Origin of the sequence: Pseudomonas sp. D3-27 (genome assembly GCF_051132165.1) — a bacterium.
Classification (GTDB): Bacteria; Pseudomonadota; Gammaproteobacteria; order Pseudomonadales; family Pseudomonadaceae; genus Aquipseudomonas.
Genome location: NZ_CP071667.1, coordinates 4,727,509 through 4,753,958, shown reverse-complemented (window position 1 = coordinate 4,753,958; position 26,450 = coordinate 4,727,509). Strand labels below are relative to the sequence as shown.

The window sequence follows — 26,450 nt, the reverse complement described above, 5'->3', positions numbered from 1 at the left end:
GCCGATTCCCGTCATTGCCCAAGAATTTCGCAAGAAGACAAGTTCCCCCAAGAGCCACAAAGAAGGTAGGACACCGTGAACCCGGTAATCAAAAAATTCCAGTTCGGTCAGTCGACCGTTACCCTCGAGACCGGCCGTATCGCCCGTCAGGCCTCCGGCGCAGTGCTGGTCACCGTTGACGACGACGTCAGCGTATTGGTGACCGTTGTCGGCGCCAAGCAAGCCGATCCAGGCAAGGGCTTCTTCCCTCTGTCTGTCCACTACCAGGAAAAGACTTACGCAGCCGGTAAGATCCCTGGCGGTTTCTTCAAGCGCGAAGGCCGTCCTTCCGAGAAAGAAACCCTGACTTCCCGACTGATCGACCGTCCGATCCGTCCGCTTTTCCCAGAAGGCTTCATGAACGAAGTGCAGGTCGTCTGCACCGTCGTGTCCACCAGCAAGAAGACCGATCCGGACATCGCTGCGATGATCGGTACCTCGGCTGCCCTGGCCATCTCCGGCATTCCTTTCGATGGCCCGATCGGCGCTGCCCGCGTCGCCTTCCACGAAAGCACCGGCTACCTGCTGAACCCGACCTACGAGCAGTTGAAGGCATCGAGCCTGGACATGGTCGTGGCCGGTACTTCCGAAGCCGTGCTGATGGTTGAATCCGAAGCCAAAGAACTGACCGAAGACCAGATGCTGGGCGCCGTGCTGTTCGCCCACGACGAGTTCCAAGTGGTGATCAACGCCGTCAAGGAACTGGCCGCCGAAGCCGCCAAGCCAACCTGGACCTGGGCGCCACAGCCAGAAGCCACCGAGCTGCTGGGCGCGATCCGTGCCGAGTTCGGCGACGCGATTTCCCAGGCCTACACCATCACCATCAAGGCCGACCGTTATGCGCGTCTGGGCGAGCTGCGTGACCAGGTCGTCGCCAAGTTCTCCGGCGAAGAAGGCCAGCCATCGGCCAGCGACGTGAAGGCTGCGTTCGGTGAAATCGAATACCGCACCGTTCGCGAAAACATCGTCAACGGCAAGCCGCGTATCGATGGTCGCGACACCCGCACCGTACGTCCGCTGAACATCGAAGTCGGCGTTCTGCCGAAGACCCACGGTTCGGCACTGTTCACCCGTGGCGAGACCCAGGCACTGGTCGTTGCAACACTGGGCACCGCCCGTGACGCGCAACTGCTGGACACCCTGGAAGGCGAAAAGAAAGACCCGTTCATGCTGCACTACAACTTCCCTCCGTTCTCGGTGGGCGAGTGTGGTCGCATGGGTGGCGCCGGTCGTCGCGAAATCGGCCACGGCCGTCTGGCCCGTCGTTCGGTCCAGGCCATGCTGCCAGCCGCTGACGTGTTCCCGTACACCATCCGCGTGGTATCGGAAATCACCGAATCCAACGGCTCGAGCTCGATGGCTTCGGTCTGCGGCGCTTCCCTGGCCCTGATGGACGCTGGTGTGCCGATGAAGGCTCCGGTTGCCGGCATCGCCATGGGTCTGGTTAAAGAAGGCGAGAAGTTCGCTGTCCTGACCGACATCCTGGGTGACGAAGACCACCTGGGCGACATGGACTTCAAAGTGGCCGGTACCGCCAAAGGCGTCACCGCACTGCAGATGGACATCAAGATCAAAGGCATCACCGAAGAGATCATGGAAATCGCCCTGGGCCAAGCCCTGGAAGCGCGCCTGAACATCCTCGGCCAGATGAACCAGATCATCGGTCAGTCCCGCACCGAGCTGTCGGAAAACGCTCCGACCATGATCGCGATGAAAATCGACACCGACAAAATCCGTGATGTCATCGGTAAAGGCGGCGCGACCATCCGTGCGATCTGTGAAGAAACCAAGGCCTCGATCGACATCGAAGACGACGGTTCGATTAAGATCTTCGGCGAAACCAAGGAAGCGGCAGAAGCAGCACGCCAGCGCGTCCTGGGCATCACCGCCGAAGCCGAGATCGGCAAGATCTACGTCGGCAAGGTTGAGCGCATCGTCGACTTCGGCGCATTCGTCAACATCCTGCCGGGCAAGGACGGCCTGGTTCACATCTCCATGCTGAGCGATGCTCGTGTCGAGAAAGTGACCGACATCCTGAAAGAAGGCCAGGAAGTGGAAGTGCTGGTACTGGACGTGGACAACCGCGGCCGTATCAAGCTGTCCATCAAGGACGTCGCGGCAGCCAAGGCATCGGGCGTTTAAACACTCCCTCGCTTAGCCGCTGAACAAGCAAACGCCCCGACTGGTTCGGGGCGTTTTGCTGTGCGCGCAAAAATCATTTTTGCCGCGGGTTGCCTGCCCTCTGGCTCAATGCTAGGTTTAGCCCCACGCCCGTGTAGCTCAGTCGGTAGAGCAGCGCACTCGTAACGCGAAGGTCGCAGGTTCGATTCCTGTCTCGGGCAAAGTCACACTTGTTTTCAGATGATCCCCCGAATGGTTCTGAAGGCCAGGTAAACCGGGCTTCCAACGGCTTCCTGCGTCAGAGAGATCCTTGATGATCCAGATCCATCTTCCATTCCCAGATCAGCGAGAACGCCATGACCGTCAAAGAATTGAGTCAAGAAGCCAGACACCAAGAAGCCCTGGAAAAGTACTTGAACGAAACGCCGCAGCTGCGGGATGAGATCAAGGACCTACCCGCCGATGATCAGAAAGACCAGATCCAATGGGCGTTCGAAGACGAGGCCGAAGCCCAGGGGCTGCAGCCTTGGGAGTTGACGCTCAAATACACCAGCACGCCTGAAGAGTTCGAGGCGCAGCGCCTTGCCTTGCACAAGGAGGCTGCCGAGGTGTTGGGTGTGGAATGGGATGAATATTGCGAGATGAACAATCTGGTGGTCTGAAGAAAACGCCAGCCTTTTGAGGCTGGCGTTTTTCGTTGTCAGAGGCTCAAGCGCATCGACAAATCCACGGCCTTCACATCCTTGGTCATCGCACCGATAGAGATGTAATCCACTCCGGTCTCGGCAATCGGGCGCAACGTGCTCTCGTTGATGCCGCCGCTGGCTTCCAGCTTGGCCTTGCCGCCGTTCAGACGTACCGCTTCGCGCATGTCGTCCAGGCTCAGTTCGTCGAGCATGATGATGTCGGCACCTGCCGCCAGCGCTTCTTTCAATTCCGCCAGGCTTTCGACTTCGACTTCCACCGGTTTACCCGGTGCGATCTGCTGGGCGGCGCTGATGGCCTGGGCAATCCCGCCGCAAGCGGCAATGTGGTTTTCCTTGATCAGGAACGCGTCGTACAGGCCGATGCGGTGGTTGTGACAGCCACCGCAGGTCACGGCGTACTTCTGGGCCAGACGTAGCCCAGGCAACGTTTTGCGAGTGTCCAGCAGCTTGACCTGGGTATCGGCGACGAAGTCGGCCAGGTAGCGAGCCCGGGTGGCAACGCCCGATAGCAACTGCAGGAAATTCAGCGCGCTGCGTTCGCCCGTCAGCAGTGAGCGGGCCGGGCCTTCGAGGTGGAACAGGGCTTGGTCAGGGCTCACGCGGTCGCCGTCATGTACTTGCCAATGCACCGCGACACGTGGGTCCAACTGCCGGAACACCGCATCCACCCAGGCCGTGCCGCTGATGATCGCTGCTTCACGGGTGATGATGGTGGCCTTGGCCAGGCGTTCGGCGGGGATCAGTTGCGCGGTGATGTCGCCGCTGCCGATGTCTTCCAACAGCGCGCGGCGCACATTGGCTTCGATTTCGGCGGTCAGGTCGGCGAGATGTAGATTCGGCATAACAGGCTCCACGAACAAAGTGGCCGGATTATATCCGCTTGGCACCTGTTGGCTTGCATTTGGTCGCGTCCACGCAACATTTACCCGAAATGCCGGTCATTTATTGCGATCTCTTTGAGCCTGTTCACAGAGTCCTCTGGTATGGCGGGCTCTTTTTACCGGATAATCCGCCTTTCGTTTGACGTCATGAGTTTGACGTCGCGAGCCGAAGAATGCCGTTTCAGGAGTCCAGGATGCAAAACGACGGGAATGTAGTGCCTTTGCATAAAGTGCCTACCGACCAGGCGAATCGTTCGCCGCTCGCCCGGCTGCCGGTCATTCTGCTCCAGGTTCGCGACAAGGCCGCGCAGCAGTTGCGCGTGGGTCTGCAGGGCTTGTTCGATAACGCCGATGACACGTTGTTCGAAATGGCCGACCGGGCGCGCAATGATCTCGAGCAGAACCTCTACTTCGAAGCCATGCGCGACTTGCGTTTGAAACGCAAAAGCATCGAGCGTGAATTCATTGAACAGTTTTTCGAGGCTTTTGTCAGTCTCGCCCAGTACGACCTTACCCAGGCGACCCTGGCACCCGTGGTGGGCGCCATACCGGCCCAGCCAAACCATGACGAGCTGGAGCGCCGCCTGGCGGTGGAAACCATGGTCGCCCGAGTGATCAGCCGCGACGGCGTGTCGCTCGACCAACTCACGGCGCGGCTCAGTGTGTTGCTGGACCGGCCATTGACGAACCAGTTGAACCCGTTAAGCCCAGGTTTATTGTGCGGGCATTTCCTTCAGGCTGGACGCAACCTGGGCGTGGGGATCAAGGTCAAGCTGATCCTGCTCAAGCTGTTCGAGCGTTATGTGCTCAGCGAATGCGACCAGTTCTATGCGCAGGCCAATCAATTGCTCGCCGCGACGGGCGTGTTGCCGGACCTCAAGATCTCACCGTCGCGACGGGCATCGGATCGTGTCGAGGAAGTCGCCCAACCCAACGTCGATGGCGCCGCCAGGCCAAGGGCCGATGACGTCGACGACAGCGTCCAGGAGGTCTTCGCCGCGTTGCAGAAATTGCTGGTGCAGGTACGCGGCAGCGTCGCGCCAACCTTGGAAGCCAGCGCCCCAGCCCAGCCGATTTCGAAACGGGACCTGCTGCGATTGTTGTCTCATTTGCAGCAGTACGTTCCCTCGCTCACGGTGCAGGACGAGTTCGACCTGCGCAGCCAGCTCGAACAGTTGCTGACGCGTGTCAGCGTCAAGAGTGGCAAGTCCCGGGTCGTCGACGGCGCCGACGAAGACGTGATCAACCTGATCGCGATGATGTTCGAGTTCATTCTCGACGACCAGAACCTGCCGGACTCCCTCAAGGCGCTGATCGGTCGACTGCAGATTCCGATGCTCAAGGTCGCGGTACAGGACAAGAGTTTCTTCAGCCGAGGCAATCATCCGGCCCGCCGGCTGCTCAACGAAATTGCTGCCGCTGCGATGGGCTGGGGCGATTGCGATGATCATCAGCGCGACAGTCTTTACCTGCGCATCGAGCAAGTCGTGCAGCGTTTGTTGAACGACTTCGTTGACGACCCGGCGATATTTTCCGAAGTGCTGGCGGACTTCCTGGCGTTCACCAGCGACGAACGTCGTCGCAGCGAACTGCTGGAGCAACGCATTCGCGACGCTGAAGAAGGGCGGGCCAAGGCCGAACTGGCCCGACAGCGGGTCGAAGGGGCGCTGAACCACATCATGCTGGGCAAGGTCTTGCCCCAGGCTGTGGTGGATTTCGTCCAGCAGGCGTGGAGCCAGGTGTTGTTGCTGACCGGCTTCAAACATGGCGAGCAATCAGCTGAATGGCAGGCCGACGTGCTGACCCTCGAGCAGTTGGTGTGGAGCGTCCAGCATCACGAAGAACCCGACGCCGGCCTGCGCTTGCTGGCGATGGTGCCGGAGCTGCTCAAGGCCCTGCGCGACGGCTTGAGCCGTTCGGCGTTCGATCCGTTCGCCACCAGCGAATTCTTCAGCGAACTGGAAGTGCTGCATGTCCAGGCTCTCCAACGGCTGGGCCAGGCAACGGAGCAGGCACAGCCGGCAGATTCGCCGGTGCTGGTCGAGGTGGTGGAACCCATCGTCCTGCGGGCTGCGCCGGTAACCGCGACGGACGAACCGACCGTACGCTTGCCTGCCGATGACGTGGGCCTGCTCCAGGTCGATCAACTGCGCCTGGGAAGTTGGGTCGAGTTCCAGGAAGACGAAGACAACAATCTTCGTTGCAAACTCGCAGCGATCATCCAGGCCACTGGCAAGTATGTCTTCGTCAACCGTACCGGCCTCAAGGTCCTTGAGCACAGCCGCACCAGCCTGGCCTTGGAGTTCCGCCGTGGGGCGGCGCGGTTGCTGGACGATACCCTGTTGTTCGACAGGGCGCTGGAATCCGTGCTGGGCAACCTGCGCCAGCTCAATCGCGGCAAGTGATCGCGCAGCCGGGCCCGATCGCGGCATACTGACGGCCTTCACCGTCTCATCGAAGGAACCTGTATGCAGCTGGACTCCGCGAGCGGTTGGTGCGATGGCGTGCGTCATTGCCCTTCGCCCAACTTCAATGCGCGCCCCGAGGGCGAGATCTCCCTGCTGGTCATCCACAACATCAGCTTGCCACCGGCACAGTTCGCCACGGGCAAAGTGCAGGAATTTTTCCAGAATCGCCTGGATGTCACGGAACATCCCTATTTTGCGGGTATCGCGGACCTGCGCGTGTCCGCGCATTTTCTGATCGAACGTGACGGCACCGTGACCCAGTTTGTCTCTTGTCTTGATCGTGCCTGGCACGCTGGTGTTTCGTGTTTCGAAGGGCGGGAGACGTGTAACGATTTTTCCATAGGCATCGAGCTTGAAGGCACCGATGACCTGCCGTTCACCGACGGGCAATATGTCGCCTTGGTGGACTTGACCCGGCAGCTGCAAAAAGCGTTTTCGGCGATCACGGTGCAGCGCATCTGCGGGCACAGCGACATCGCGCCGGGTCGCAAGACCGATCCGGGGCCGGCATTCGACTGGGCGCGTTACCGCGCGGCCCTGACAGAAGGGGAAGGACAATGAGTTTTCTGGTGTTGCTGCTGGCGGTCTGGATCGAGAAGTTCTCGGCCTTGCGCCAGCGGGTCCAGCGTGACGGCGGCTGGCTGGGCGAGCTGAACAAGCTTGAAGCGAGTCCGCGCTGGGGCAACCGGCCTTGGCTGGTGCTGGTGGTGATGGTTCTGCTGCCGGTTTCGCTGCTGGCGTTGCTACTCTGGGTGTTGGAGCCGGTGGCCTATGGTTTGCTGGCGCTGCCGATCCACCTGTTGGTGGTGATATACAGCCTGGGGCGCGGCGATCTGTTGGCTGATCTCGGGCCGTTTCGCGATGCCTGGCGTCGTGAAGACCTGCAAGCGGCCACCCACGTGGCCAAGCGTGACCTGAACATCGATGCCGATGACGGTGAGCAGTTGCTCGAACGGGTCCAGGGGCATTTGCTATGGCAGGCTTACCAGAGTTTTTTCGCGGTGATCTTCTGGTACTTCCTGCTGGGACCCGTGGCCGCCCTGAGTTATCGATTGTTGGCGTTGGCCGCCGAGCACAGCCAGAACCCGGGTGTGGCCGAGCGTGCAGCGCAACTGCGCCACGCCTTCGACTGGGTACCGGTGCGATTGCTGGCGGCGAGCTTCGCCCTGGTGGGCAACTTCGTCGCGGTCAGTCGGGTCATGCTGCATGAACTGTTGAACTGGAACATCAGCGCCGCCGACCTCATCGACAAAGTCGGCTTGGTCGCCGGCGAAATTCCCACGCCGGTCGCCGGGCCGGACGGCATCAACAGCCTGGATCGACTTTGGGAATTGCTGCTGCGCGCTGCGTTGCTCTGGTATGCCGGGTTCGCGTTGTGGACGGTGTTGGCCTGATCGAACCCAGCAAGTTCGTAACGCTAAGCTGTCGTGGCGAGGGAGCTTGCTCCCGGTCGGCTGCGCAGCAGTCGTAAACCAGGATAAAAACGATCCCCTCTGCGCAAACCCCACGGGGCCTACCGCACAGGCCAGCGGGAGCGAGCTCCCTCGCCACTGGATCGTGTGCCCTCGTTAACCTTAAGTTACAAATCTCCCTGCCGAATTAGGCTATACAGGAACAGCGTCCGAATAGTGGCTTTGTGCTGTCTGCGTGCGCAGCTCATAACAATAAAAACTACCGGGAGACTTCCCTTGTGAAGAGTTTGCTCTGGCCCGCCGTCGCCCTGATGAATCGCCTTAGCTTCGGCATGAAGTTCAGCCTGATCAGTGTCCTGTTCCTGCTGCCGATGCTGGTGACCAATTTCTTTCTGGTGCGTGATTCCTACCGCGAGTTCCAGGGCACGCAAGTGGAGCTGCAAAGCCTGGATTTGCTGGGCAGCAGCCTGGCGCTGCGGCGTGACCTGGAGACGCTGAACGACCTGGTGCAGATCAATGCCAGCCTGGGCCAGTCTGGCAAGGCCGGCGACGTGGACGCGAAGATCGCCGCGCTCGAGCACAAGGTGCTCGCCCGGTTGCAAGGCATGACGGCCATGGCGATGGAGCCCGAGCACGTCAGTGCCTTCGATACCAAGCGCGACGAAATGATCGCCGCTTTCAAGGCCCAACAAGCCGAAAGCTCGCTGCAGAGCAAAAGCGCGTTGATCGGCAATCTGCTCAACAATGCACAAATATTCGGCCAGATCATCGCCAGTCAGGCCGGCCTGAGCCGTGACAACCAGGCCGACATCCGGCAGCTCAGCGAGCTGATCGTCGGCCTGACGCCCAGGGTCACTCAAATTTTGGGCGAGGGCCGTGCCTTGGGCGCTTCTTCGTTGGGGTTGGGTTTCCTCAATTCCGCGTCGAGTACCCGGTTCGATGAGTTGCTGGTGCAAATCGAGAAGCTCCAGGGCGAATATGAGCTGAAACTGCAGGACGCGCTGGGCTCGAGCAAGGCGGTCGGACAAGCACTCGCCGATCAGGCCGGTGGCAGCAAGAGCACCCTCAAGCAAGCGGCCGAGCTGATTGAAAACCAGGTTGTCATGGCGGACACCCTCGATGCGCCATGGCCGGCATTCTTCGATCAGGTCAGCGGCCTGATGGAGCAGACCTATCGGTTGAACGAGGCGACGTTGGGCTTTCTCGGTGTGCAATTGCAGCACCGCCTGGAGCAGAACCGCAGCCACATGGTGCTACAGGCGGTGGCGCTCGCAGCGGTGTTCCTGTTGATTTTCTATCTGTACGCCGGTTTCTACGCCTCGACACGCACGACGCTCAAGCACCTGGGGGCGATGATGGACAAAGTCGCGGCGGGGGATATGACGGTCAGTTTCGTCGCCCGCAGCAAGGATGAGCTGGGCGAGTTGGGCGAGGTGTTCAATGGCACCGTGGCGAAGATCCATGATTTGATCGAACAGGTCGGCCACACCGTCGCCGAGGTCGAGCGCCAGGCCGGGCAGGTGGAAACGGTATCGGCCCAGAGCAACCAGGCCGTGGCCGGCCAGCGCAGCCAGATCGAACTGGTCGCCACGGCGATGAACCAGATGTCCGCCACTGCCCAGGAAGTCGCCCGCAGCGCTGCGGCGGCGGTCAGCAGCGCCCATAGCGTGAATGATGAAACCCTCAGCGGACGAGGCTTGGTGGAATCCCAGCAGGGCAGCATCGCCCGGCTCGCCAGCGAAATCGACCAGTCGGTGCAGGTGATCAATCAACTGGCGACCGACAGCCAGGCCATCAGCCGCGTCCTCGATGTGATCAAGAGCATTGCCGAGCAAACCAACCTGCTGGCCCTCAACGCCGCTATCGAAGCCGCCCGGGCTGGCGAGCAAGGGCGCGGATTCGCGGTGGTGGCCGACGAGGTGCGAACCCTGGCCAAGCGGACCCAGCAGTCGACCGAAGAAATCGAAGCGATGATCAGCCGCCTGCACGGCGGCGTCGGTGCCGCCGTCAAGGCGATGGGCACCAGCCATGAGATGGCCAGCGGCACGGTTGGCCAGTCGGAGAAGGTCCAGCAGGCGCTGGAAAACATTCTTGGCGCCGTTGGCATGATCGTCGACCAGAACCAGCAGATCGCCGCTGCGGTGGAGCAGCAGACCGCCGTCGCCCATGACATCGACCAGAACATCGTCGAGATCAACCGCGCCGGCGAACGCACCGCCGAAGGGGCTCACCAGACCGAAGACGCCAGCCGCGAACTGTCCTCCCAGGTGGTGCGGCTCAAGCAACTGATCAATGCGTTTCGGGTGTGATCTCCTGCCTCACCACAGGCCCAATGTGGGAGCGAGCCTGTGTGGGAGCGAGCTTGCTCGCGATGGCGGAGTGTCAGCCAATGAAAGGTTGCCTGGATCACCGCTATCGCGAGCAAGCTCGCTCCCACAAGGATCACCACTGGAATAGCTGCCGGGCGTTTGCCGTGCTGGCCTCGGCCAGTCGTTCAGGCGTCACCGCCATGATGCCCGCCAACGCCTCGCAAATCGCCGGCAAATGCGCCGGGCTGTTGCGTTGCCCGGGAAACATCGACGGCGCCATGTCCGGTGAGTCGGTCTCCAGCACCAGCGCATCCAGCGGCAGTTTCGGCAGCACCCGGTGCATGCGCAGGGCCTGGGGCCACGTGGCCGCGCCGCCGAGGCCGAGCTTGAAACCGAGCTTGATGTATTCGCGAGCCTCCTCGAAGCTGCCGGCAAAGGCATGGATGATGCCCGCACGGGCCGGGCAGATGCGTTTGAGCGTCGCGATCACGGCGGCGTGGCTGCGACGTACATGGATCAGCGCCGGCAGTTCGAAATCCCGGGCCAGTTCCAGCTGCGCCTCGAACAGCGTTTGCTGGCGATCGCGGTCCAGGGTCTGGACGTAATAGTCCAGGCCGATTTCCCCCACCGCGCACAACTGCCGATGCCCGGCCAGGCGCTCCAGCCATTCGCGCAACTGCGTCAGGTCTTCGCCGCGATGCTCGTCGAGAAACACCGGGTGCAGGCCCAGCGCGGCATGCAGGTGCGGGTCGCTTTGGACCAGGTCCCAGACGCGCTGCCAATTGTCCCGATATACGCCCAGCACCACTATTTCCCGGACACCCAAGGCGCGGCTTTCGGCCAGCAGCGCCGGGCGATCCGCGTCGAAATCCGGGAAGTCCAGATGAGTGTGCGTGTCGATCAACTGCATATCCGCACCCTGAACCTCAGCCCTGGTGAATGCGCTGCTTGAACGTGCGCGCAATCGCCTGGACACCGGGTTGATAGACATCGTTTTCGATGGCCGCCAGCGCCAGTTCCAAGGCTTTGTCGGCGATCAGTTGATGCTGCTGGGACATGGCGTTGACCGGCAGCGGCAGGAAATCCAACAGTTGCGTGTCGCCAAAGGTGCCCAGGCGAAGGGGACGCGCCTTGAGCGGAAAATCATGCAGGGCATCGAACACCCCTTGCAGCAGCACATAAGAGGTGGTGATCAGCGCGTCGGGGAGATGGCCCAGGCGCGCGAGCATGTCATCCATCAGCTGACGACCGCATTCACGGCTGAACGACTCGCCGTGCTCGATCAGCACCTGGCCTTCGAACCCGGCCAGCGCCTCGCGGAAACCGGCGGTCCGCTCCTGGCTGATGCTCAGTTCGGGGCGGGCGCTGATCAGCGCGATCTGCCGTGGATTCGTTTCCAGCAGGCTTCGTGTCAGTTGCAGGCTGGCCTGGCGGTCGTCGCTGATTACCGAGCAGAACTGCGCCGGTTCCATCACCCGGTCGATGGCGATGATCGGGATGCCCTTGGCCTGCAATTGGCGGTAGCTATCGTCTTCGGCGGGCAGGCAACTGGCAACGATCAGCGCATCGCAGCGTCGGGCGCGGAACAGTTGCAGCAACTGGCGCTCGCTGTCAGGCGCATCATCGGAGCTGGCGATCAGCAACTGGTAACCTCGGGCGCGGGCACCTTGTTCCAGCAGCTTGGCGATACGCGCGTAACTGGGGTTCTCCAGGTCGGGCAGGATGAACCCCAACGTGCGGGTATGCCGGCTGCGCAGTCCGGCGGCCTGTGGGTTGGGCGTGAAGCCATGCTCTTGGACCACCGCCCGCACCCGTTCGACGGTCGCGTTGCTGATGCGTTGTTGTTCGGCCTTGCCGTTGATGACGTAGCTGGCGGTGGTCACGGACACACCGGCGAGCTGGGCGATATCACTGAGTTTCAACCCGGTTTTCCTTGTTTTTTCGAGTTTGCCCCGACAATGAAGGCTCATCCTACCCGATTCGGATCGATGGTCACCCCCGGACGCTTTCGACAAGTTGCACTTCAAGGATGGGAGATTATCGAGTAACGTGCCAATCTTTCTAGATTAAACGTTTCAGCAGGCGTATTTTCAGGGCTTCAGGGTTTTCGGTCGCACTGCCGCGATACCGCCGCAAGCCGTTTGCAACGCTAAGCTGATTCATTCAAAACAATACCTGGCGCCAACCGGACGCCAAAAAGGAGAAAGCATGCTCGAGCTCACTCTAGAGCAGATATCCATGGCCCAGGTGGCTGTGGATAAAGACGCCGCGCTGCAACTGCTCGCTGACAAACTGGTGGCCGATGGCCTGGTAGCCGAGGGTTATCTTGCCGGATTGCAGGCCCGCGAGGCCCAGGGCTCGACCTTTCTTGGCCAAGGTATTGCCATCCCCCACGGTACTCCGCAGACCCGCGACCTGGTGTATTCCACCGGCGTGCGCTTGCTTCAATTTCCCGAAGGCGTGGACTGGGGCGACGGCCAGATCGTTTACCTGGCGATCGGCATCGCCGCCAAGTCCGACGAACACCTGCGCCTGCTGCAACTGCTGACCCGCGCCCTCGGCGAGACCGATCTGGGCCAGGCATTGCGTCGCGCCGGCAGCGCCGAAGCCTTGCTGAAACTGCTGCAAGGCGCGCCGCAGGAACTGGCGCTGGATGCGCAGATGATCGGCCTCGGCGTGTCGGCCGACGATTTCGAAGAACTGGTGTGGCGCGGCGCCCGTTTGTTACGCCAGGCCGATTGCGTGAGCAACGGCTTCGCCGGCGTGCTGCAGCAGGTCGAAGCGTTGCCTCTCGGCGATGGGCTCTGGTGGCTGCACAGCGAACAGACCGTCAAGCGCCCGGGCCTGGCCTTCGTCACGCCCGACAAACCCATTCGTTATCTGGGCCAACCCCTGAGCGGGTTGTTCTGCCTGGCCAGCCTCGGCGAGGCCCACCAGGCGTTGCTGGAAAGGCTTTGCGCATTGCTGATCGAAGGTCGCGGCCACGAATTGGGCCGCGCTACCAGCAGCCGCAAGGTCCTGGAAGTGCTGGGGGGCGAACTGCCCGCCGACTGGCCCAGCGCGCGCATCGGCCTGGCGAATGCCCACGGCCTGCACGCGCGCCCGGCGAAAATCCTTGCCCAGCTGGCGAAAAGTTTCGAAGGCGAGATCCGCGTGCGCATCGTCGACGGCCAGGACAGCGCCGTATCGGTGAAGAGTCTGAGCAAACTGCTGAGTCTGGGCGCCCGTCGCGGTCAGGTCCTGGAGTTCATTGCCGAACCCAGCATTGCCGCCGACGCGTTGCCGGCGTTGCTCGCAGCCGTCGAAGAAGGTCTCGGCGAAGAGGTCGAACCGCTGCCGCCACCGAGCGCGCCGCGAGAAACCACCATTGCCGAAGTTGCCACCGTGCTGCTCGCGCCGGAATCCGGCAGCCTGATCCAGGCCGTCGCCGCCGCGCCGGGCATTGCCATCGGTCCGGCGCATATCCAAGTGCAGCAAGACATCGATTATCCACTGCGTGGCGAGTCTCCGGCGATCGAGCGCGAGCGTCTACAAAACGCCCTAGGCCAGGTACGTCGGGACATCGAGGGCTTGATCGAGCGCGCCAAGCCCAAGGCCATCCGCGAGATTTTCATCACCCACCAGGAAATGCTCGACGACCCGGAACTGACCGACGAAGTCGACACCCGCCTGAAGCTGGGCGAGAGCGCGCAAGCGGCGTGGATGGGCGTGATCGAAGCCGCCGCGAAGGAACAGGAAGCCCTGCAGGATGCCTTGCTTGCCGAGCGCGCCGCCGATCTGCGGGATGTTGGCCGTCGGGTGCTGGCGCAGTTGTGCGGCATCGAGACCCCGGCTGAACCGGATCAACCCTACATCCTGGTGATGGACGAAGTCGGCCCCTCCGACGTCGCGCGCCTGGACCCGGCCCGCGTGGCGGGGATCCTCACCGCACGCGGCGGCGCCACCGCCCACAGTGCCATTGTCGCCCGCGCCCTGGGCATTCCGGCCTTGGTGGGCGCAGGCGCGGCGGTGTTGCTGTTGGCGCCGGGCACGTCCTTGCTGCTGGATGGGCAGCGTGGTCGGCTGCATGTCGACCCGGACGCCGCGACCCTGCAACGGGCCGCTGAAGAGCGCGACACCCGTGAGCAGCGCCTGAAAGTCGCCGCCGAACAGCGCCACCAACCGGCGCTGACCCGCGACGGTCATGCCGTTGAAGTATTCGCCAACATCGGCGAAAGCGCCGGCGTCACCAGCGCGGTGGAGCAGGGCGCCGAAGGCATCGGCCTGTTGCGCACCGAGCTTATCTTCATGGCCCACACCGAGGCCCCGGACGAAGCGACCCAGGAAGCCGAATACCGCAAGGTGCTCGATGGCCTGGCCGGTCGGCCGCTGGTGGTGCGCACCCTCGACGTCGGCGGCGATAAGCCGTTGCCTTATTGGCCGATCGCGAAGGAAGAAAACCCCTTCCTCGGCGTGCGCGGCATCCGCCTGACCTTGCAGCGCCCCCACGTCATGGAAGCGCAACTGCGCGCCCTGTTGCGCTCGGCGGACAACCGTCCGCTGCGGATCATGTTCCCCATGGTCGGCAGCATCGACGAGTGGCGCCAGGCACGGGACATGACCGAGCGTCTGCGTCGGGAGATCCCCGTGGCGGATTTGCAGTTGGGCATCATGATCGAAGTGCCGTCCGCCGCGCTGCTGGCGCCGGTACTCGCCAAGGAAGTCGATTTCTTCAGCGTCGGCACCAACGACCTGACGCAATACACCCTGGCGATCGACCGTGGTCACCCGACCCTGTCGGCCCAGGCCGATGGCTTGCACCCGGCGGTATTGCAACTGATCGACATCACCGTGCGCGCCGCCCATGCCCATGGCAAATGGGTCGGTGTGTGCGGCGAACTGGCGGCCGATCCGCTGGCGGTGCCGGTGTTGGTGGGCCTGGGCGTGGACGAGTTGAGTGTCTCGGCCCGCAGCATCGCGGAGGTCAAGGCACGAGTCCGCGAATTGAGCCTGGCACAAGTACAAACCCTGGCCCAAGCGGCATTGGCCGTGGGCAGCGCCGATGACGTGCGCGCATTAGTGGAGGCGCTGTAATGGCGAAGATTCTTACCCTGACCCTTAACCCGGCGCTCGACCTCACGGTGGAGTTGGCGCGCCTGGAACCGGGCCAGGTCAACCGCAGCGACGCCATGCACGCCCACGCCGCCGGCAAGGGCGTGAACGTGGCGCAGGTGCTGGCGGACCTCGGCCACACCCTGACCGTCAGTGGTTTCCTGGGTGAAGACAACGCCCAAGTGTTCGAGACGCTGTTTATCCAGCGTGGCTTCGTCGACGCTTTTATTCGCGTCCCCGGCGAAACCCGCAGCAACATCAAGCTGGCCGAACAGGACGGACGCATCACTGACCTCAACGGTCCTGGCCCGGTGGTCGATGAAGCCGCGCAACAAGCGTTGCTGGAACGTCTCGAGCAGATAGCCCCAGGCCACGATGCCGTAGTGGTTGCCGGCAGCATGCCCCGAGGCGTCAGTGCGCAATGGTTGCAGGCGCTGATCATGCGGCTCAAACAGCTCGGCCTGAATGTCGCCCTCGACACCAGCGGCGAAGCGTTGCGCGTCGCCCTGGCGGCGGGGCCATGGCTGATCAAGCCCAATACCGAGGAGCTGGCCGATGCGCTGGGTTGCGACGTGGTGACCGAGGTCGCCCAGGCACAAGCGGCTCAGCGGTTGCATGCCCAAGGCGTGGAACATGTGGTGATTTCCCACGGCGCCGACGGTGTGAATTGGTTCAGCGTTGGTTCGGCCCTGCATGCCTCGCCGCCCAAGGTCACTGTCGCCAGCACCGTGGGCGCCGGCGATTCGCTGTTGGCCGGCATGCTGCATGGATTGCTCGCTGCCCACGCACCGGAGCAGACCCTGCGCACCGCCACGGCCATCGCCGCCATGGCGGTCACCCAGATCGGGTTCGGCATCCACGACACCGCGTTGCTGGCGTCGCTTGAACAGGGCGTGCGCGTGCGCCCCCTGACAGAACAATAAGAGGGTTCGCAAGATGAAATTAGCCATTGTGACGGCTTGCCCGAACGGCATGGTCACCAGCGTGTTGTGCGCCCGCCTGCTGGATGCGGCGGCCCAGCGCCAAGGTTGGAGCACCAGTGTCGAAGTCCATGACGCGGCCCACCCGGAACGCCAGTTGTCGGCGGCGACCCTCGAAGCGGCCGAATGGGTATTGCTGGTTGCCAGCGGCCCGGTGGACCTGTCGCGATTCGTTGGCAAGCGGGTGTTTCGCAGCACCCCGGCCCTCGCCCTGCAGGACGTTGACGCGGTGCTGCGTCGCGGCGCCGAAGAGGCCCAAGTGCTGGGCGAGGCCGAGGTGCTCGCCGAAGTACCTGCGCCGTCGACCGAACGCGCCCCGCGCCTGGTGGCCATCACCGCGTGCCCGACCGGCGTCGCCCATACCTTCATGGCCGCTGAAGCCTTGCAACAGGCAGCGGCACGCTTGGGTTATGACCTGAAGATCGAAACCCAGGGCTCGGTGGGCGCCCGCAACCCGCTCAGCCCCGAGGCGATTGCCGAGGCCGATGTGGTGTTGCTGGCGACCGATATCGAGGTCGCCACCGAGCGTTTCGCCGGTAAGAAAATCTATCGCTGCGGCACCGGCATTGCGTTGAAACAAGCCGAAGCCACGCTGAAAAAAGCCTTGGCCGAAGGCGTCCAGGAAAGCGCAGCGAGTGGTGCTTCCACGGGCCCGGCGAAGGCGGAAAAAAGCGGTGTCTATAAACACTTGCTGACGGGTGTTTCGTTCATGCTACCGATGGTGGTAGCGGGTGGCTTGATGATCGCTTTGTCGTTCGTGTTTGGCATCGAGGCCTTCAAGGAACCTGGCACTCTCGCAGCAGCGCTGATGCAGATTGGCGGCGACACCGCATTCAAATTGATGGTGCCGCTGCTGGCGGGCTACATCGCCTATTCGATTGCTGACCGACCTGGCCTGGCGCCAGGGATGATCGGCGGGATGCTGGCCAGCACCCTGGGCGCTGGATTCATCGGCGGGATCATCGCCGGTTTCCTCGCCGGGTATGCGGCCAAGGCGATCAACCGTTACGCGCGCCTGCCCCAGAGCCTTGAAGCGCTCAAGCCGATCCTGATCATTCCGTTGCTGGCGAGCCTGTTCACCGGCCTGGTGATGATCTACATCGTCGGCAAACCGGTGGCGGGCATGCTTGAGGGGCTGACCCATTTCCTCGACAGCATGGGCACCACCAACGCGCTTTTGCTGGGCGTGCTGCTGGGGGCGATGATGTGCGTGGACCTCGGTGGGCCGATCAACAAAGCCGCCTACGCGTTTTCCGTGGGACTGCTGGCTTCGCAAAGTTATGCACCCATGGCCGCGACCATGGCCGCCGGCATGGTGCCGCCGATTGGGCTGGGCATCGCCACGTTCATAGCCCGCCGCAAGTTCGCCAAGACCGAGCGTGAGGCCGGTAAGGCAGCGCTGGTGCTGGGGCTGTGCTTCATCTCCGAAGGCGCGATCCCGTTCGCGGCCAAGGATCCACTGCGGGTGATCCCGGCCAGCATTGCCGGCGGCGCGCTGACCGGTGCGCTGTCGATGTACTTCGGCTGCAAACTCATGGCGCCTCACGGCGGGCTGTTCGTGATGCTGATCCCCAACGCCATCAACCACGCGCTTTTGTACCTGCTGGCGATCGTGGCGGGGAGTTTGGTGACGGCAGTGGCGTATGCGCTGCTCAAGCGACCGGAAGTGGTGGAAATGGCGTTGGAGCCGGCGAAGGCCTGAGTCCACTCCGGTTTCCCCTGTGGGAGCGAGCTTGCTCGCGATAGCGGTGTATCAGTCAACAAATAGGTGGCCTGACACTCCGCAATCGCGAGCAAGCTCGCTCCCACAGTGGTTGTGGGGTGATGATGAAATCCCTGTCACACCCACTTCACACAGCCATGCTTAAGTTTTCCCATTTGGGGAGAACACCATGAGCGAATTCGACCTGGGCCGCCGCCGTGTGATGCAAGTCGTTGGCGCGGGCTTGTTGCTGCCCGGGCTGGCCCCGGCCGTGATCGCTTCGGTCAAGGACCGGCCCGTGTTGACCGAAGGTGTGCAGTCGGGCGACTTGCAAGGTGATCGCGCGATGATCTGGAGCCGCAGCGACCGCCCGGCGAGGATGGTGGTGGAGTGGGACACCCGCAGTCAGTTCCCCAACCCCCGGCGCTTCGTCTCGGCGCTGGCCGATAGCCGCAGCGATTTCACCGCTCGGGTCGAGCTCACCGGCTTGCCACCCGACCAGGCGATTTTCTACCGCGTGCATTTCCAAGACGCCCAGAGCGGTGTGGCCAGCGAGCCGTGGCTCGGCCACCTGCGCAGCGTGCCGCAGTTCAAGCGCAACATCCGTTTTGTCTGGAGCGGCGACACCGTCGGCCAGGGTTTTGGTATCAATCCGGACATCGGCGGCATGCGCATCTATGAGGCCATGCGCCTGCGCCTGCCGGATTTCTTCATCCACAGCGGCGACACCATCTATGCCGACGGCCCGGTGCCGGCGCAGATCACCACAGAGGGCGGGCGCATCTGGCGCAACCTGACCACCGAAGCCAAGAGCAAGGTCGCCGAGACCCTGGATGAATATCGCGGTAACTACCGCTACAACCTGATGGATGAAAACGTCCGCCGTTTCAACGCCGAAGTGCCGCAGATCTGGCAGTGGGACGATCACGAAGTGGTCAACAACTGGTCGCCGGGCAAGCAACTGGACGAGCGCTACCAGACCAAGGATATCCACAGCCTGGTCGGTCGTGCGCGACAGGCCTGGTTGGAATACGCGCCGATGCGCCTGCAGAAGGCCGATGGGGGAGGGCGCATCTACCGCAAGCTCGGTTACGGGCCGATGCTGGATGTGTTTGTGCTGGACATGCGCAGCTATCGACAAGCCAATGACGCGAACCTCGGTGCGGCCAAACCGTTCCTCGGGCGGGAGCAGTTGGACTGGCTCAAGCGCGAATTGAAGCAATCCGGTGCCCAGTGGAAAGTCATCGCTGCTGACATGCCCATCGGCCTGGGCGTGCCGGATGGCGAGGTCAGCCCCGGCGTTGCGCGTTGGGAAGCGGTCGCCAACGGTGACCCGGGCGAGGCCCAGGGGCGCGAAGTGGAGATCGCCGAATTGCTCGGTTATCTGCGCAAGCATCAGGTGCGCAACTACGTCTGGCTCACCGCCGACGTCCACTATTGCGCCGCCCACCACTACCATCCCGAACACGCCGCGTTCCAGGATTTCGAACCCTTCTGGGAGTTCGTCGCCGGCCCATTGAACGCCGGCAGCTTCGGGCCCAACGCCCTGGACAAGACCTTCGGCCCTGAAGTGGTGTTCCAGAAAGCCCCTCCGGCCCAGAACACCTCGCCGTTTGCCGGCTATCAGTTCTTTGGCGAGGTGAACATCGACGGGCAGAGCGGGGAGATGAGCGTGGTGCTAAGGGACCTGGAAGGGCTGGCGGTGTTCGAGAAGAAGTTGCAGCCGGTGTGAGTTCTGAAGCGCACTGCATCCAGTGTGGGAGCGAGCTCGCTCGCGATGGCGGTGTGTCGATCAAGAAAGCGTTGACTGACCATCCGCTATCGCGAGCAAGCTCGCTCCCACTGGGGATTCGATTCAATTCTGGATAAGCGTTCCGTCAGTACACATCCCGCCGATACCGCCCTTGCTCGATCAGCTTCTCCACTTCCTCACGCCCCAGCACCAGGTTGAGCACGTGATCCACCCCTGACGCCATGCCCTGCAGGCTGCCGCAGACATAGATCACCGCGCCGTCGGCCAGCCATTGCTTGAGCAATGCCGCCGATTCCAGCAGGCGATCCTGGACGTAGATTTTCTTGTCCTGGTCTCGGGAGAAGGCCAGGTCCAGGCGCTCCAGATCGCCGGAGGTGACCCATTCCTGAAGCTCATCGCGACAATGGAAATCGTGTTCGCGGTTGCGTTCGCCAAACAGCAGCCAGTTGCGTTGCATGCCCTCGGCAACACGGGCCTTGAGCAAACTGCGCAGGCCGGCCAGGCCGGTTCCGTTGCCCAGCAGGATCATCGGTACGCCTTGGGGTGGCAGATGAAAGCTGCTGTTGCGTCTTACCCGCAAGCTGATTGGGCTGCCCAGCGGCGCATGTTCGGTCAGCCAGCCGGAGCCGACGCCCAGGCTGCCATCGGCGCGGCGCTCCTGGCGCACGATCAGTTCCAGCACGCCATCGGCGGGGATCGATGCGATGGAGTATTCGCGCATGCCCAGCGGTGCCAACGCCTCCACCAGTGCCTGGGCGTGCAGGCCGACCAGATGGGCGCGGTTTTCCGGCAGCTGGCGTGTCGCCAGGGCTTGTTCGAGTGTCTGCTGCAAGCCGTCGACGTGCACCCGAGCAATACCGGCGATGCCCAGCCCATCGAGGAAATGTTCAATGGCCCATGGATCATTGCGCGGCAGGATTTCCACCAGGTCACCGGCCAGCCAACTGCTCGGCCCCGGTGCGGTGAGGCCCAGCAGGTATACGCCAGACCCGCAGCTGTCGGGGTTGAGCAGGGTGCGTTGGTTCAACGTCCAATGCTCGAAACTCGGCGCCTGCCAGGCGTCCGCCGGGGCCTGGCCGGTGAGTTCCGCCAGCTGTTGTTGCCAGTGGCGCAAGGCGTAAGGATCGCCGCTGTCCACTTCCACCGGCGCGAACAGTGTCTTGCCGCCGTGTTCCGCCAGCCAGGCATGCAGGCGGCGGGCGAAGCCGCAGAAGTTTTCATATTGGCGGTCGCCCAGGCCCAGCACCGAATACTGCAAGCGCTCCAGGCTCAGCGGCTGGCCCAACACCTTGCGCTCGAAACCCCGGACACTGTCGGGGCCTTCGCCATCGCCAAAGGTACTGACCACGAACAAGGCGCGAGTGGAGCTGTTCAAATCCTGCTCGCTGACGCCGGCCAATGGCCGGACCTTCACCGGCAGGCCGGCGGCCTGGAGCTGGCCGGCGGTCTGCCAGGCCAGTTGCTCGGCGAAACCGCTCTGGCTGGCGAAACCGATCAGCCACGCCGGGGCGTCACCAGGGGTTTGGGTCAGCGCCTGGCGGGCCTTTTGGACCTGGCGCTTCTTGCGTCGACGATTGAGATACAACAGCCAGCCAGTGATGAAAAACAGCGGCATGGCCAGCGCGGCGACGGTCACCAGGATCCGGCCGACCAGGCCGAAGTAGCTGCCGACATGGAGGGCGTAGATGCTGGTCAGCAATTGCGCCTTGAAGCTTTTGTCGCTGTAGCGGCTGTGACGGCTGACGACGCCGGTGGCCGGGTCGAGGATAAGCTGGTTCAGCGCCCGGTCATGGGGGGAGTTTTTCAGCAGGTAGAACACGGTCGCCGGTTGTCCCGCTACCGGCGGCATGCGCACGTTATAGGCGGACAGGTCGGGGCCGGCGGCGCTGTAGATGCTGCTCCACATGGCGCGGTAGTCGGCGATCGGCGCCGGGCCACCGGGTGCGGGGCCGCGCTTGCGCACGCGCTCATCCTTGGGCGAATCGGAAAGCAGGCGGGTTACGCCTTTGTTGTACCACTCGTAGGACCAGGTCAGCCCGGTCAAGGCGGCCAGCAGGTAGAACACCAGGCACCAGGTGCCCGCGACGGAGTGCAGGTCCCAATTGAAACTGCGGCCTTTTTTCGCCCAATCGAGGGTCAGCCAGGCGCGCCAGTTTTTCCATTGGCGCGGCCAGCGCAGGTAAAGCCCGGACAGGCAGAAAAACACCAGGATCAGCGTGCACGCGCCGGTGATCTGCCGGCCTACGTCGTCCAGGGTGAGGACGCGGTGCAGACGGAGCATCAGACCAAAGAAGTCCTGCCCCACCACATCCCCCATGAATTGCGCGTTGTAGGGATTGAAGTAGCGCATCGGGCCACGCTTTTCCCCGGGCGAGGCGGTGAAAACCGCCCGTGCGGCGTTGCCGCTGTCGGTCTCTACCCAGAGCATGCTGACGGTCTTGCCGGACGCGGCTTCGATCTGTTCCACCAGTTCGGCAGGCGGCAATACGCCGGCCGGTTGCTTTTCAACCGTCAGCACCTGTGGGTTCAGCGCGCGCAGGATCTCGTCCTGAAACGACACCATCGCACCGGTAATGCCCATCAATGCCAGGACCAGCCCGGCACTGATGCCAAAGAACCAGTGCAACTGGAACAGGGTTTTTTTCAACACGTCGCCCGCCTTGTTCGTTCAATACTGTTTGTCACGGCGTGCATTATGCCGTGTGTTATCGAGAACCATTCATAAACACACCTGAAAGCCCCGATCATTTGCATGAGCGGGGCTTTTTGCCCGGTGCCGGTCCGTGATGGCCGGGGGCTCAGTCCCGTGGGAGCGAGCTAGCCCCCACAAGTACATTGCCTGACCATCGGCATCGGGTTTTCGCCTTTAGAAGTGGAAGTTGGTACTCAACAACGCGGTACGCCCGGCCGCCTGGTTGGCGAAGTGGGTCGAGAAAGCCTTGTCGTAGTAAGTCTCGTCCGTCAGGTTCTGCACGTTGAGTTGCAGGTCCAGGTTTTTGCTGACCTTGTAGCTGGCCATGGCGTCGTAACGCACGTAGGAATCGACCATCGTAGTATTCGCCACGCTGCCAAATACATCGTCCACATAAAAGGCACCGCCACCGATGGTCAGCTTCGGCGTGAGGGCATAGGTGGTCCAGACGCTGGCGCTGTTCTTCGGTGTGTTGGGCAATTGATTGCCATCGGTAACACTCAACGGCCCGCCATCGACCTGTTCGCTGTCCAGGTAGCTATAGCCGGCGAACACTTGCCACTTTTCCGTGAGCTTGCCGCTGGCTGACAGTTCGAGGCCGTCGACGCGGGTCTTGCCGGCGTTTTCATAGGTGGTGGTGTCGACCTGGACCCGGGCGTTTTCCTTCTCGGTGCGGAAGATCGCGGCCGTCAGTGACAGGCGACTGTCGAGCAAGTCCCACTTGGTGCCGATTTCGTAGTTCTTGGTGGTTTCCGGCTCCATGTCGCTGGCGAGCAGGTTGCCGCTGCGGTCCGGCGTGCCACCCAGCGGGTTGCCTTCCTGACCTTCACCGACCGTGTTGCCCGGCGGCGTGGCCGAGGTGGCGTAGGACGCATAGATGCTGCCGTTGTCCGCCGGTTTCCAGACCAGGCCGAACTGGCCGGTAACGAACTCGCTGGTGTCATCACCCTTGGAAGTGGTGGTGCCGGCGGCATTGTAGGTTTTGTATTTCGTGTCGAAGTGGTCGTAACGCAAGCCCATGTTCACCAGCCATTGCGGTGACAGCTCCAAAGTGTCGAACACGTAAAGCGCACGGGTGACGCTGGTGGTGTCGGTGCCGGCGTAGTTGCGGGAAATCGCGCCGTTCCAGGGATCGTTCGGGTTTGGATTGGACAGCGACGTGCAGTTGTTCCCGCTTGGCGAGCCGACTGTCGCCGGGGTGCAGTTGGTGTTCGCGGCGGCGGTGCCCGGCACGGTGTCGGTGTTGACGTTGTAAGAGGATTTCTCGCCGGTTTCGCGGCTCAGTTCGATGCCTGTGGAGAAGCTGTTCTTGAATCCTGCGACGTAAAAATCGCCAAACAGATCGGTCTGGTTGGTGGTGGTGTCGACATTGCTGACGCGGGTGTTGGCCCGGCGCCAGACCGTACCATTGTTGACGTTGCCCTTGCTGTCGTCGGGCTGGGTCAGGATGTAGTCCTGCATGCTGGAGCCGTGGCGCAGGGTGTTCTTGACCGTCAGTGCATCGCTCAGGTCGTGCTCGATGGCGATGGTCGCCGTGTCGACGCGAGTCTTGCGGAAGTCGCGGTCGGTGAGGCCGTAGAAGTTACTGCTGTCGCCGCCGGCGTAGGGCTTGTCGGGGTTGGCCTTGGTGCGATCGGCCGTACGACCCGAGGCGGGCACGGTGTAGGGAATGCCCGAATCCGGCAGGTCGTTGCTTTCCAGGTGGTAGTAATCGAGGTTGACCCGGGTATCGGTGCCCAGGCCGAACGCCAGCGATGGCGCGACGCCCCAGCGGTCGTAGTTGACCTTGTCACGACCGGCGACGTTGCTTTCATGGCTCATCAGGTTGAGACGGCCGGCGGCGCTGTCGCTGAACTGGTAATTGCCGTCCAGTGTGTAGCGCTGGGTCTGGTCCGAACCCCAGGTGAAACCGCCGTCGAAGGAGTCGCCCAGATGCGCTTTCTTGCTCACCAGGTTGATGGTGCCGCCGGCGGCGCCACGGCCACCGATGGCGGAGTTGGGGCCCTTGCTGACCTCGATGGACTCGACCGCGAAGATCTCCCGGCTCTGGGAACCGGTGTCACGCACGTTATCCAGGTAAGTGTCGCCCTGGGCATCGAAGCCACGGATGAAGGGGCGGTCGCCCTGGGGGTTGCCGCCTTCACCCGCGCCGAAAGTAATGCCGGGCACGGTGCGCAGCGCGTCTTGCATGTTGAGCGCGCCGGTGTCCTTGAGCACTTGCTGGGGGATGACCGTCACCGAGCGTGGCGTGTCGACCAGCGGCGCGGTGTATTTCGAGGACGAGGCTTTCTCGACCTGATAGGACGTCGTGTCCTGGGCTTCGCCGGTGATACTGGTGGCATCCAGGGAAATGGCATTGCGCGGGGCTTTTTCTCCGGTATTTTCTGCCGCCTGGGCCATCTGCGCCACGGAGGTAGCACTGAGCGCGACGCCGATGGCGGAAGCCAGTAAACGAGGTGAATGGGCCGGTGATTGTAGTTGTTGACGCGACATGAACAGTGCCTTCCCCAAGGTTTGAGGCCGCGGAATATAGGGGAAACAGGTATTTGTATCAATTGCGAAATATTGCTATTTGAGAGGAATTTACATTCTTTACAATTTGTCCTTACGGTTTCCGTCGAGTGGTGCGTTGTGCGGGGTTGTGCGCAGCCAATAAGAATCACTACCATTGGCGCCCCTCTATCCACAGGTCCGAATGCCATGTTGTTGCACATCCCCGGTGTGTTTAGCGCCGAAGAAGCGCAGCGTATTCGTGAAGCGCTGGAGCAGGCCGAATGGGAGGACGGCAAGGTCACCGCCGGTTATCAATCGGCCAAGGCCAAGCACAACCTGCAACTGCCCGAGGGCCATCCCCTGGCCAAGGAAATCGGCGCGGCCATGCTTGAACGGCTGTGGAAAAACCCGTTGTTCATGTCGGCGGCCCTGCCGCACAAGGTGTTCCCGCCATTGGTGAACTGCTACAGCGCTGGCGGCAGCTTCGATTTCCACATCGACAATGCCGTGCGCCAGCCCAAGGGCAGTGCCGAGCGGGTGCGCACCGACCTGTCGGCGACGCTGTTTTTCAGCGACCCGCAGGACTACGACGGCGGTGAGCTGGAAATCCAGGACACCTACGGCACCCAGCGGGTCAAGCTGCCGGCCGGCGACATGGTGTTGTATCCGGGGACCAGCCTGCACAAGGTCAACGCCGTCACCCGGGGCGCGCGCTACGCCTCGTTTTTCTGGACACAAAGCCTGGTGCGCGAAGACAGCCAGCGGGCACTGCTGTTCGAGATGGACGGCGCGATCCAGCAATTGACCCGGGACGTACCCGACCACCCTTCGTTGATCTGCCTGACCGGCACCTATCACAACCTGTTGCGCCGCTGGGTCGAGGTGTAAGTGGCGGATTTTCGTCTGCGCCGAGAAGAGGTGCTCGACGGCGAAAGCCTCAAAGCCATGCTCAAGGACAGCCCGGCGCGCGCGGCGCAGGCGATTCTCATCGCTGCTGGCGCTGGCGTGCTGGAGGCCCAGGCGCTGCTTGGGCAAATTCTGTTGGATGGGCAGGGCATCGAACAGGACAAACCCCTGGCCCTGCGCTGGTTCGACATCGCCGCCCAACGCGGGCACTTGATGGCGCGCAACATGCTTGGCCGTTGCCATGAGCATGGTTGGGGCTGTGTTGCCGATCCTGCAGTCGCTGCCGCCCATTATCGACAGGCCGCCGAGGCAGGGCTGGATTGGGCGATGTACAACTACGCCAACCTGTTGGCGACCGGGCGTGGGGTTACTGAAGATCAGCCGCAGGCGTTGGCCCTGTACCGCCGCGCCGCAGAATTGGGCCACGCCAAGTCAATGAACCTGCTGGGGCGTTATCTGGAGGACGGGCGCTGTTGCCCGGCGGATCCAGTTGCGGCGGCCGAGTGGTATCGGCGTTCGGCCGAAGCTGGAGATTTCCGAGGCCAGTTCAGCCATGCGGCGGTGCTGGCGCAAGAAGGTCGCATCGACGAGTCCCTGACTTGGCTGCGCGAGGCGCTGGCGGGTGGAAATGTGAGTTTCCTTCGCGTGAGCAGTGAGGCGTTGCGGGATGCTCTGCATCCGGAAGTTCGTGCCATGGCTTGTGCTTATCGGCAGCGGCTTTTTCAAATAACGGGCAGCAACAACTCATAACTAGGCCTGCCGCCAGCCCTATGTCTTTCAACAGTGTCGCTTTCCATAAACATATTTGGATCTTTTTAACTTTCAGGATTTGTCGGGTCGACAGTTTTGCGCTTTGGCGCGCTCGGCTGTTTTTTTTGTTAATACTTGAATCGTTG

General features: G+C 62.4%; 16 protein-coding genes, 1 tRNA gene and 2 pseudogenes. 14 read left to right on the top strand and 5 right to left on the bottom strand.

The features are described from left to right. Positions 1 to 75 precede the first annotated feature (75 nt). From pnp to J3P92_RS21485, 3 genes are all read left to right on the top strand, one after another. On the top strand, positions 76 to 2,181 hold the full coding sequence (gene pnp / locus J3P92_RS21495; protein ID WP_420765572.1) for a polyribonucleotide nucleotidyltransferase: 2,106 nt from the start codon (positions 76 to 78) through the stop codon (positions 2,179 to 2,181). A 127-nt stretch (positions 2,182 to 2,308) separates the two neighbouring features. Beyond that, a tRNA-Thr gene (locus J3P92_RS21490) sits at positions 2,309 to 2,381 on the top strand. 135 nt (positions 2,382 to 2,516) lie between these two features. After that, a complete protein-coding gene (locus J3P92_RS21485) occupies positions 2,517 to 2,822 on the top strand; it encodes a DUF6388 family protein (protein WP_420765571.1) in 306 nt (101 codons plus the stop codon). A 38-nt stretch (positions 2,823 to 2,860) separates the two neighbouring features. On the opposite strand, the gene nadC is transcribed toward J3P92_RS21485, so the two are convergent. After that, complete coding sequence (gene nadC / locus J3P92_RS21480) at positions 2,861 to 3,709, bottom strand: carboxylating nicotinate-nucleotide diphosphorylase (RefSeq protein WP_420765570.1); 849 nt, start codon at positions 3,707 to 3,709, stop codon at positions 2,861 to 2,863. 233 nt (positions 3,710 to 3,942) lie between these two features. On the opposite strand from nadC, the gene J3P92_RS21475 reads away from it, so the two are divergent. The 5 genes and pseudogenes from J3P92_RS21475 to J3P92_RS21455 form a co-directional block, all read left to right on the top strand. Beyond that, positions 3,943 to 6,153, top strand: a complete 2,211-nt coding sequence (locus J3P92_RS21475; protein WP_434648981.1) for a DUF1631 domain-containing protein — start codon at positions 3,943 to 3,945, stop codon at positions 6,151 to 6,153. Between the two features lie 63 nt (positions 6,154 to 6,216). Further along, entirely contained in the window at positions 6,217 to 6,777 is a 561-nt protein-coding gene (gene ampD, locus J3P92_RS21470; RefSeq protein ID WP_434560713.1) for a 1,6-anhydro-N-acetylmuramyl-L-alanine amidase AmpD, read from the top strand. Continuing rightward, positions 6,774 to 7,610 carry a regulatory signaling modulator protein AmpE gene (gene ampE / locus J3P92_RS21465; protein ID WP_434560711.1) on the top strand — a complete coding sequence of 279 codons (837 nt, stop codon included), beginning with the start codon at positions 6,774 to 6,776 and terminating at the stop codon, positions 7,608 to 7,610. Before ampD ends, ampE begins: the two co-directional genes overlap by 4 nt. Positions 7,611 to 7,939: 329 nt before the next feature. Continuing rightward, a pseudogene (locus J3P92_RS21460) lies at positions 7,940 to 9,031 on the top strand (methyl-accepting chemotaxis protein); the annotation flags it as partial. A gap of 333 nt (positions 9,032 to 9,364) precedes the next feature. Next, a pseudogene (locus tag J3P92_RS21455) lies at positions 9,365 to 9,937 on the top strand (methyl-accepting chemotaxis protein); the annotation flags it as partial. Between the two features lie 133 nt (positions 9,938 to 10,070). Here the strand turns inward: J3P92_RS21455 and J3P92_RS21450 are convergent. Then, entirely contained in the window at positions 10,071 to 10,847 is a 777-nt protein-coding gene (locus J3P92_RS21450) for a TatD family hydrolase (protein ID WP_434648979.1), read from the bottom strand. 16 nt (positions 10,848 to 10,863) lie between these two features. Further along, positions 10,864 to 11,859 (bottom strand): catabolite repressor/activator, encoded by a 996-nt coding sequence (cra, locus tag J3P92_RS21445; protein WP_434607825.1) that lies wholly within the window; start codon positions 11,857 to 11,859, stop codon positions 10,864 to 10,866. Positions 11,860 to 12,145: 286 nt separating this feature from the next. Between cra and ptsP the strand changes: the two genes are divergently transcribed. The 4 genes from ptsP to J3P92_RS21425 all read left to right on the top strand — a co-directional run bounded on the left by ptsP (position 12,146) and on the right by J3P92_RS21425 (position 19,442). Then, on the top strand, positions 12,146 to 15,010 hold the full coding sequence (ptsP, locus tag J3P92_RS21440) for a phosphoenolpyruvate--protein phosphotransferase (RefSeq protein WP_434648977.1): 2,865 nt from the start codon (positions 12,146 to 12,148) through the stop codon (positions 15,008 to 15,010). Then, positions 15,010 to 15,951, top strand: coding sequence for a 1-phosphofructokinase (pfkB, locus tag J3P92_RS21435; protein WP_434648975.1), 942 nt, complete (start codon positions 15,010 to 15,012; stop codon positions 15,949 to 15,951). Before ptsP ends, pfkB begins: the two co-directional genes overlap by 1 nt. 13 nt (positions 15,952 to 15,964) lie before the next feature. Next, positions 15,965 to 17,710, top strand: a complete 1,746-nt coding sequence (locus J3P92_RS21430; protein WP_434648973.1) for a PTS fructose-like transporter subunit IIB — start codon at positions 15,965 to 15,967, stop codon at positions 17,708 to 17,710. 190 nt (positions 17,711 to 17,900) lie between these two features. Continuing rightward, complete coding sequence (locus J3P92_RS21425) at positions 17,901 to 19,442, top strand: alkaline phosphatase D family protein (protein WP_434648971.1); 1,542 nt, start codon at positions 17,901 to 17,903, stop codon at positions 19,440 to 19,442. Between the two features lie 145 nt (positions 19,443 to 19,587). Here the strand turns inward: J3P92_RS21425 and J3P92_RS21420 are convergent, their stop codons facing one another. Beyond that, positions 19,588 to 22,113, bottom strand: a complete 2,526-nt coding sequence (locus J3P92_RS21420; RefSeq protein WP_434648969.1) for a PepSY domain-containing protein — start codon at positions 22,111 to 22,113, stop codon at positions 19,588 to 19,590. Between the two features lie 216 nt (positions 22,114 to 22,329). Further along, entirely contained in the window at positions 22,330 to 24,648 is a 2,319-nt protein-coding gene (locus tag J3P92_RS21415) for a TonB-dependent receptor (RefSeq protein ID WP_434648968.1), read from the bottom strand. Between the two features lie 207 nt (positions 24,649 to 24,855). Here J3P92_RS21415 and J3P92_RS21410 point away from each other — a divergent pair, with 207 nt between their 5' ends. Both J3P92_RS21410 and J3P92_RS21405 read left to right on the top strand, forming a co-directional pair. Continuing rightward, positions 24,856 to 25,536 carry a Fe2+-dependent dioxygenase gene (locus tag J3P92_RS21410; protein WP_434711748.1) on the top strand — a complete coding sequence of 227 codons (681 nt, stop codon included), beginning with the start codon at positions 24,856 to 24,858 and terminating at the stop codon, positions 25,534 to 25,536. Positions 25,537 to 25,593: 57 nt separating this feature from the next. Beyond that, positions 25,594 to 26,304: a tetratricopeptide repeat protein gene (locus J3P92_RS21405; protein WP_434628600.1), complete on the top strand. Its 711-nt coding sequence runs from the start codon at positions 25,594 to 25,596 to the stop codon at positions 26,302 to 26,304. Positions 26,305 to 26,450 lie beyond the last annotated feature (146 nt).

Bases quoted from the DNA above. Each gene is read 5' to 3' on its own strand.
- ptsP (WP_434648977.1), top strand. From the start codon at position 12,146: ATGCTCGAGCTCACTCTAGAGCAGATATCCATGGCCCAGGTGGCTGTG.
- J3P92_RS21475 (WP_434648981.1), top strand. From the start codon at position 3,943: ATGCAAAACGACGGGAATGTAGTGCCTTTGCATAAAGTGCCTACCGAC.
- nadC (WP_420765570.1), bottom strand. From the start codon at position 3,709: ATGCCGAATCTACATCTCGCCGACCTGACCGCCGAAATCGAAGCCAAT.
- J3P92_RS21485 (WP_420765571.1), top strand. From the start codon at position 2,517: ATGACCGTCAAAGAATTGAGTCAAGAAGCCAGACACCAAGAAGCCCTG.
- J3P92_RS21405 (WP_434628600.1), top strand. From the start codon at position 25,594: ATGCTCAAGGACAGCCCGGCGCGCGCGGCGCAGGCGATTCTCATCGCT.
- J3P92_RS21430 (WP_434648973.1), top strand. From the start codon at position 15,965: ATGAAATTAGCCATTGTGACGGCTTGCCCGAACGGCATGGTCACCAGC.
- J3P92_RS21410 (WP_434711748.1), top strand. From the start codon at position 24,856: ATGTTGTTGCACATCCCCGGTGTGTTTAGCGCCGAAGAAGCGCAGCGT.
- ampD (WP_434560713.1), top strand. From the start codon at position 6,217: ATGCAGCTGGACTCCGCGAGCGGTTGGTGCGATGGCGTGCGTCATTGC.
- J3P92_RS21450 (WP_434648979.1), bottom strand. From the start codon at position 10,847: ATGCAGTTGATCGACACGCACACTCATCTGGACTTCCCGGATTTCGAC.
- ampE (WP_434560711.1), top strand. From the start codon at position 6,774: ATGAGTTTTCTGGTGTTGCTGCTGGCGGTCTGGATCGAGAAGTTCTCG.
- J3P92_RS21425 (WP_434648971.1), top strand. From the start codon at position 17,901: ATGAGCGAATTCGACCTGGGCCGCCGCCGTGTGATGCAAGTCGTTGGC.
- pfkB (WP_434648975.1), top strand. From the start codon at position 15,010: ATGGCGAAGATTCTTACCCTGACCCTTAACCCGGCGCTCGACCTCACG.
- J3P92_RS21415 (WP_434648968.1), bottom strand. From the start codon at position 24,648: ATGTCGCGTCAACAACTACAATCACCGGCCCATTCACCTCGTTTACTG.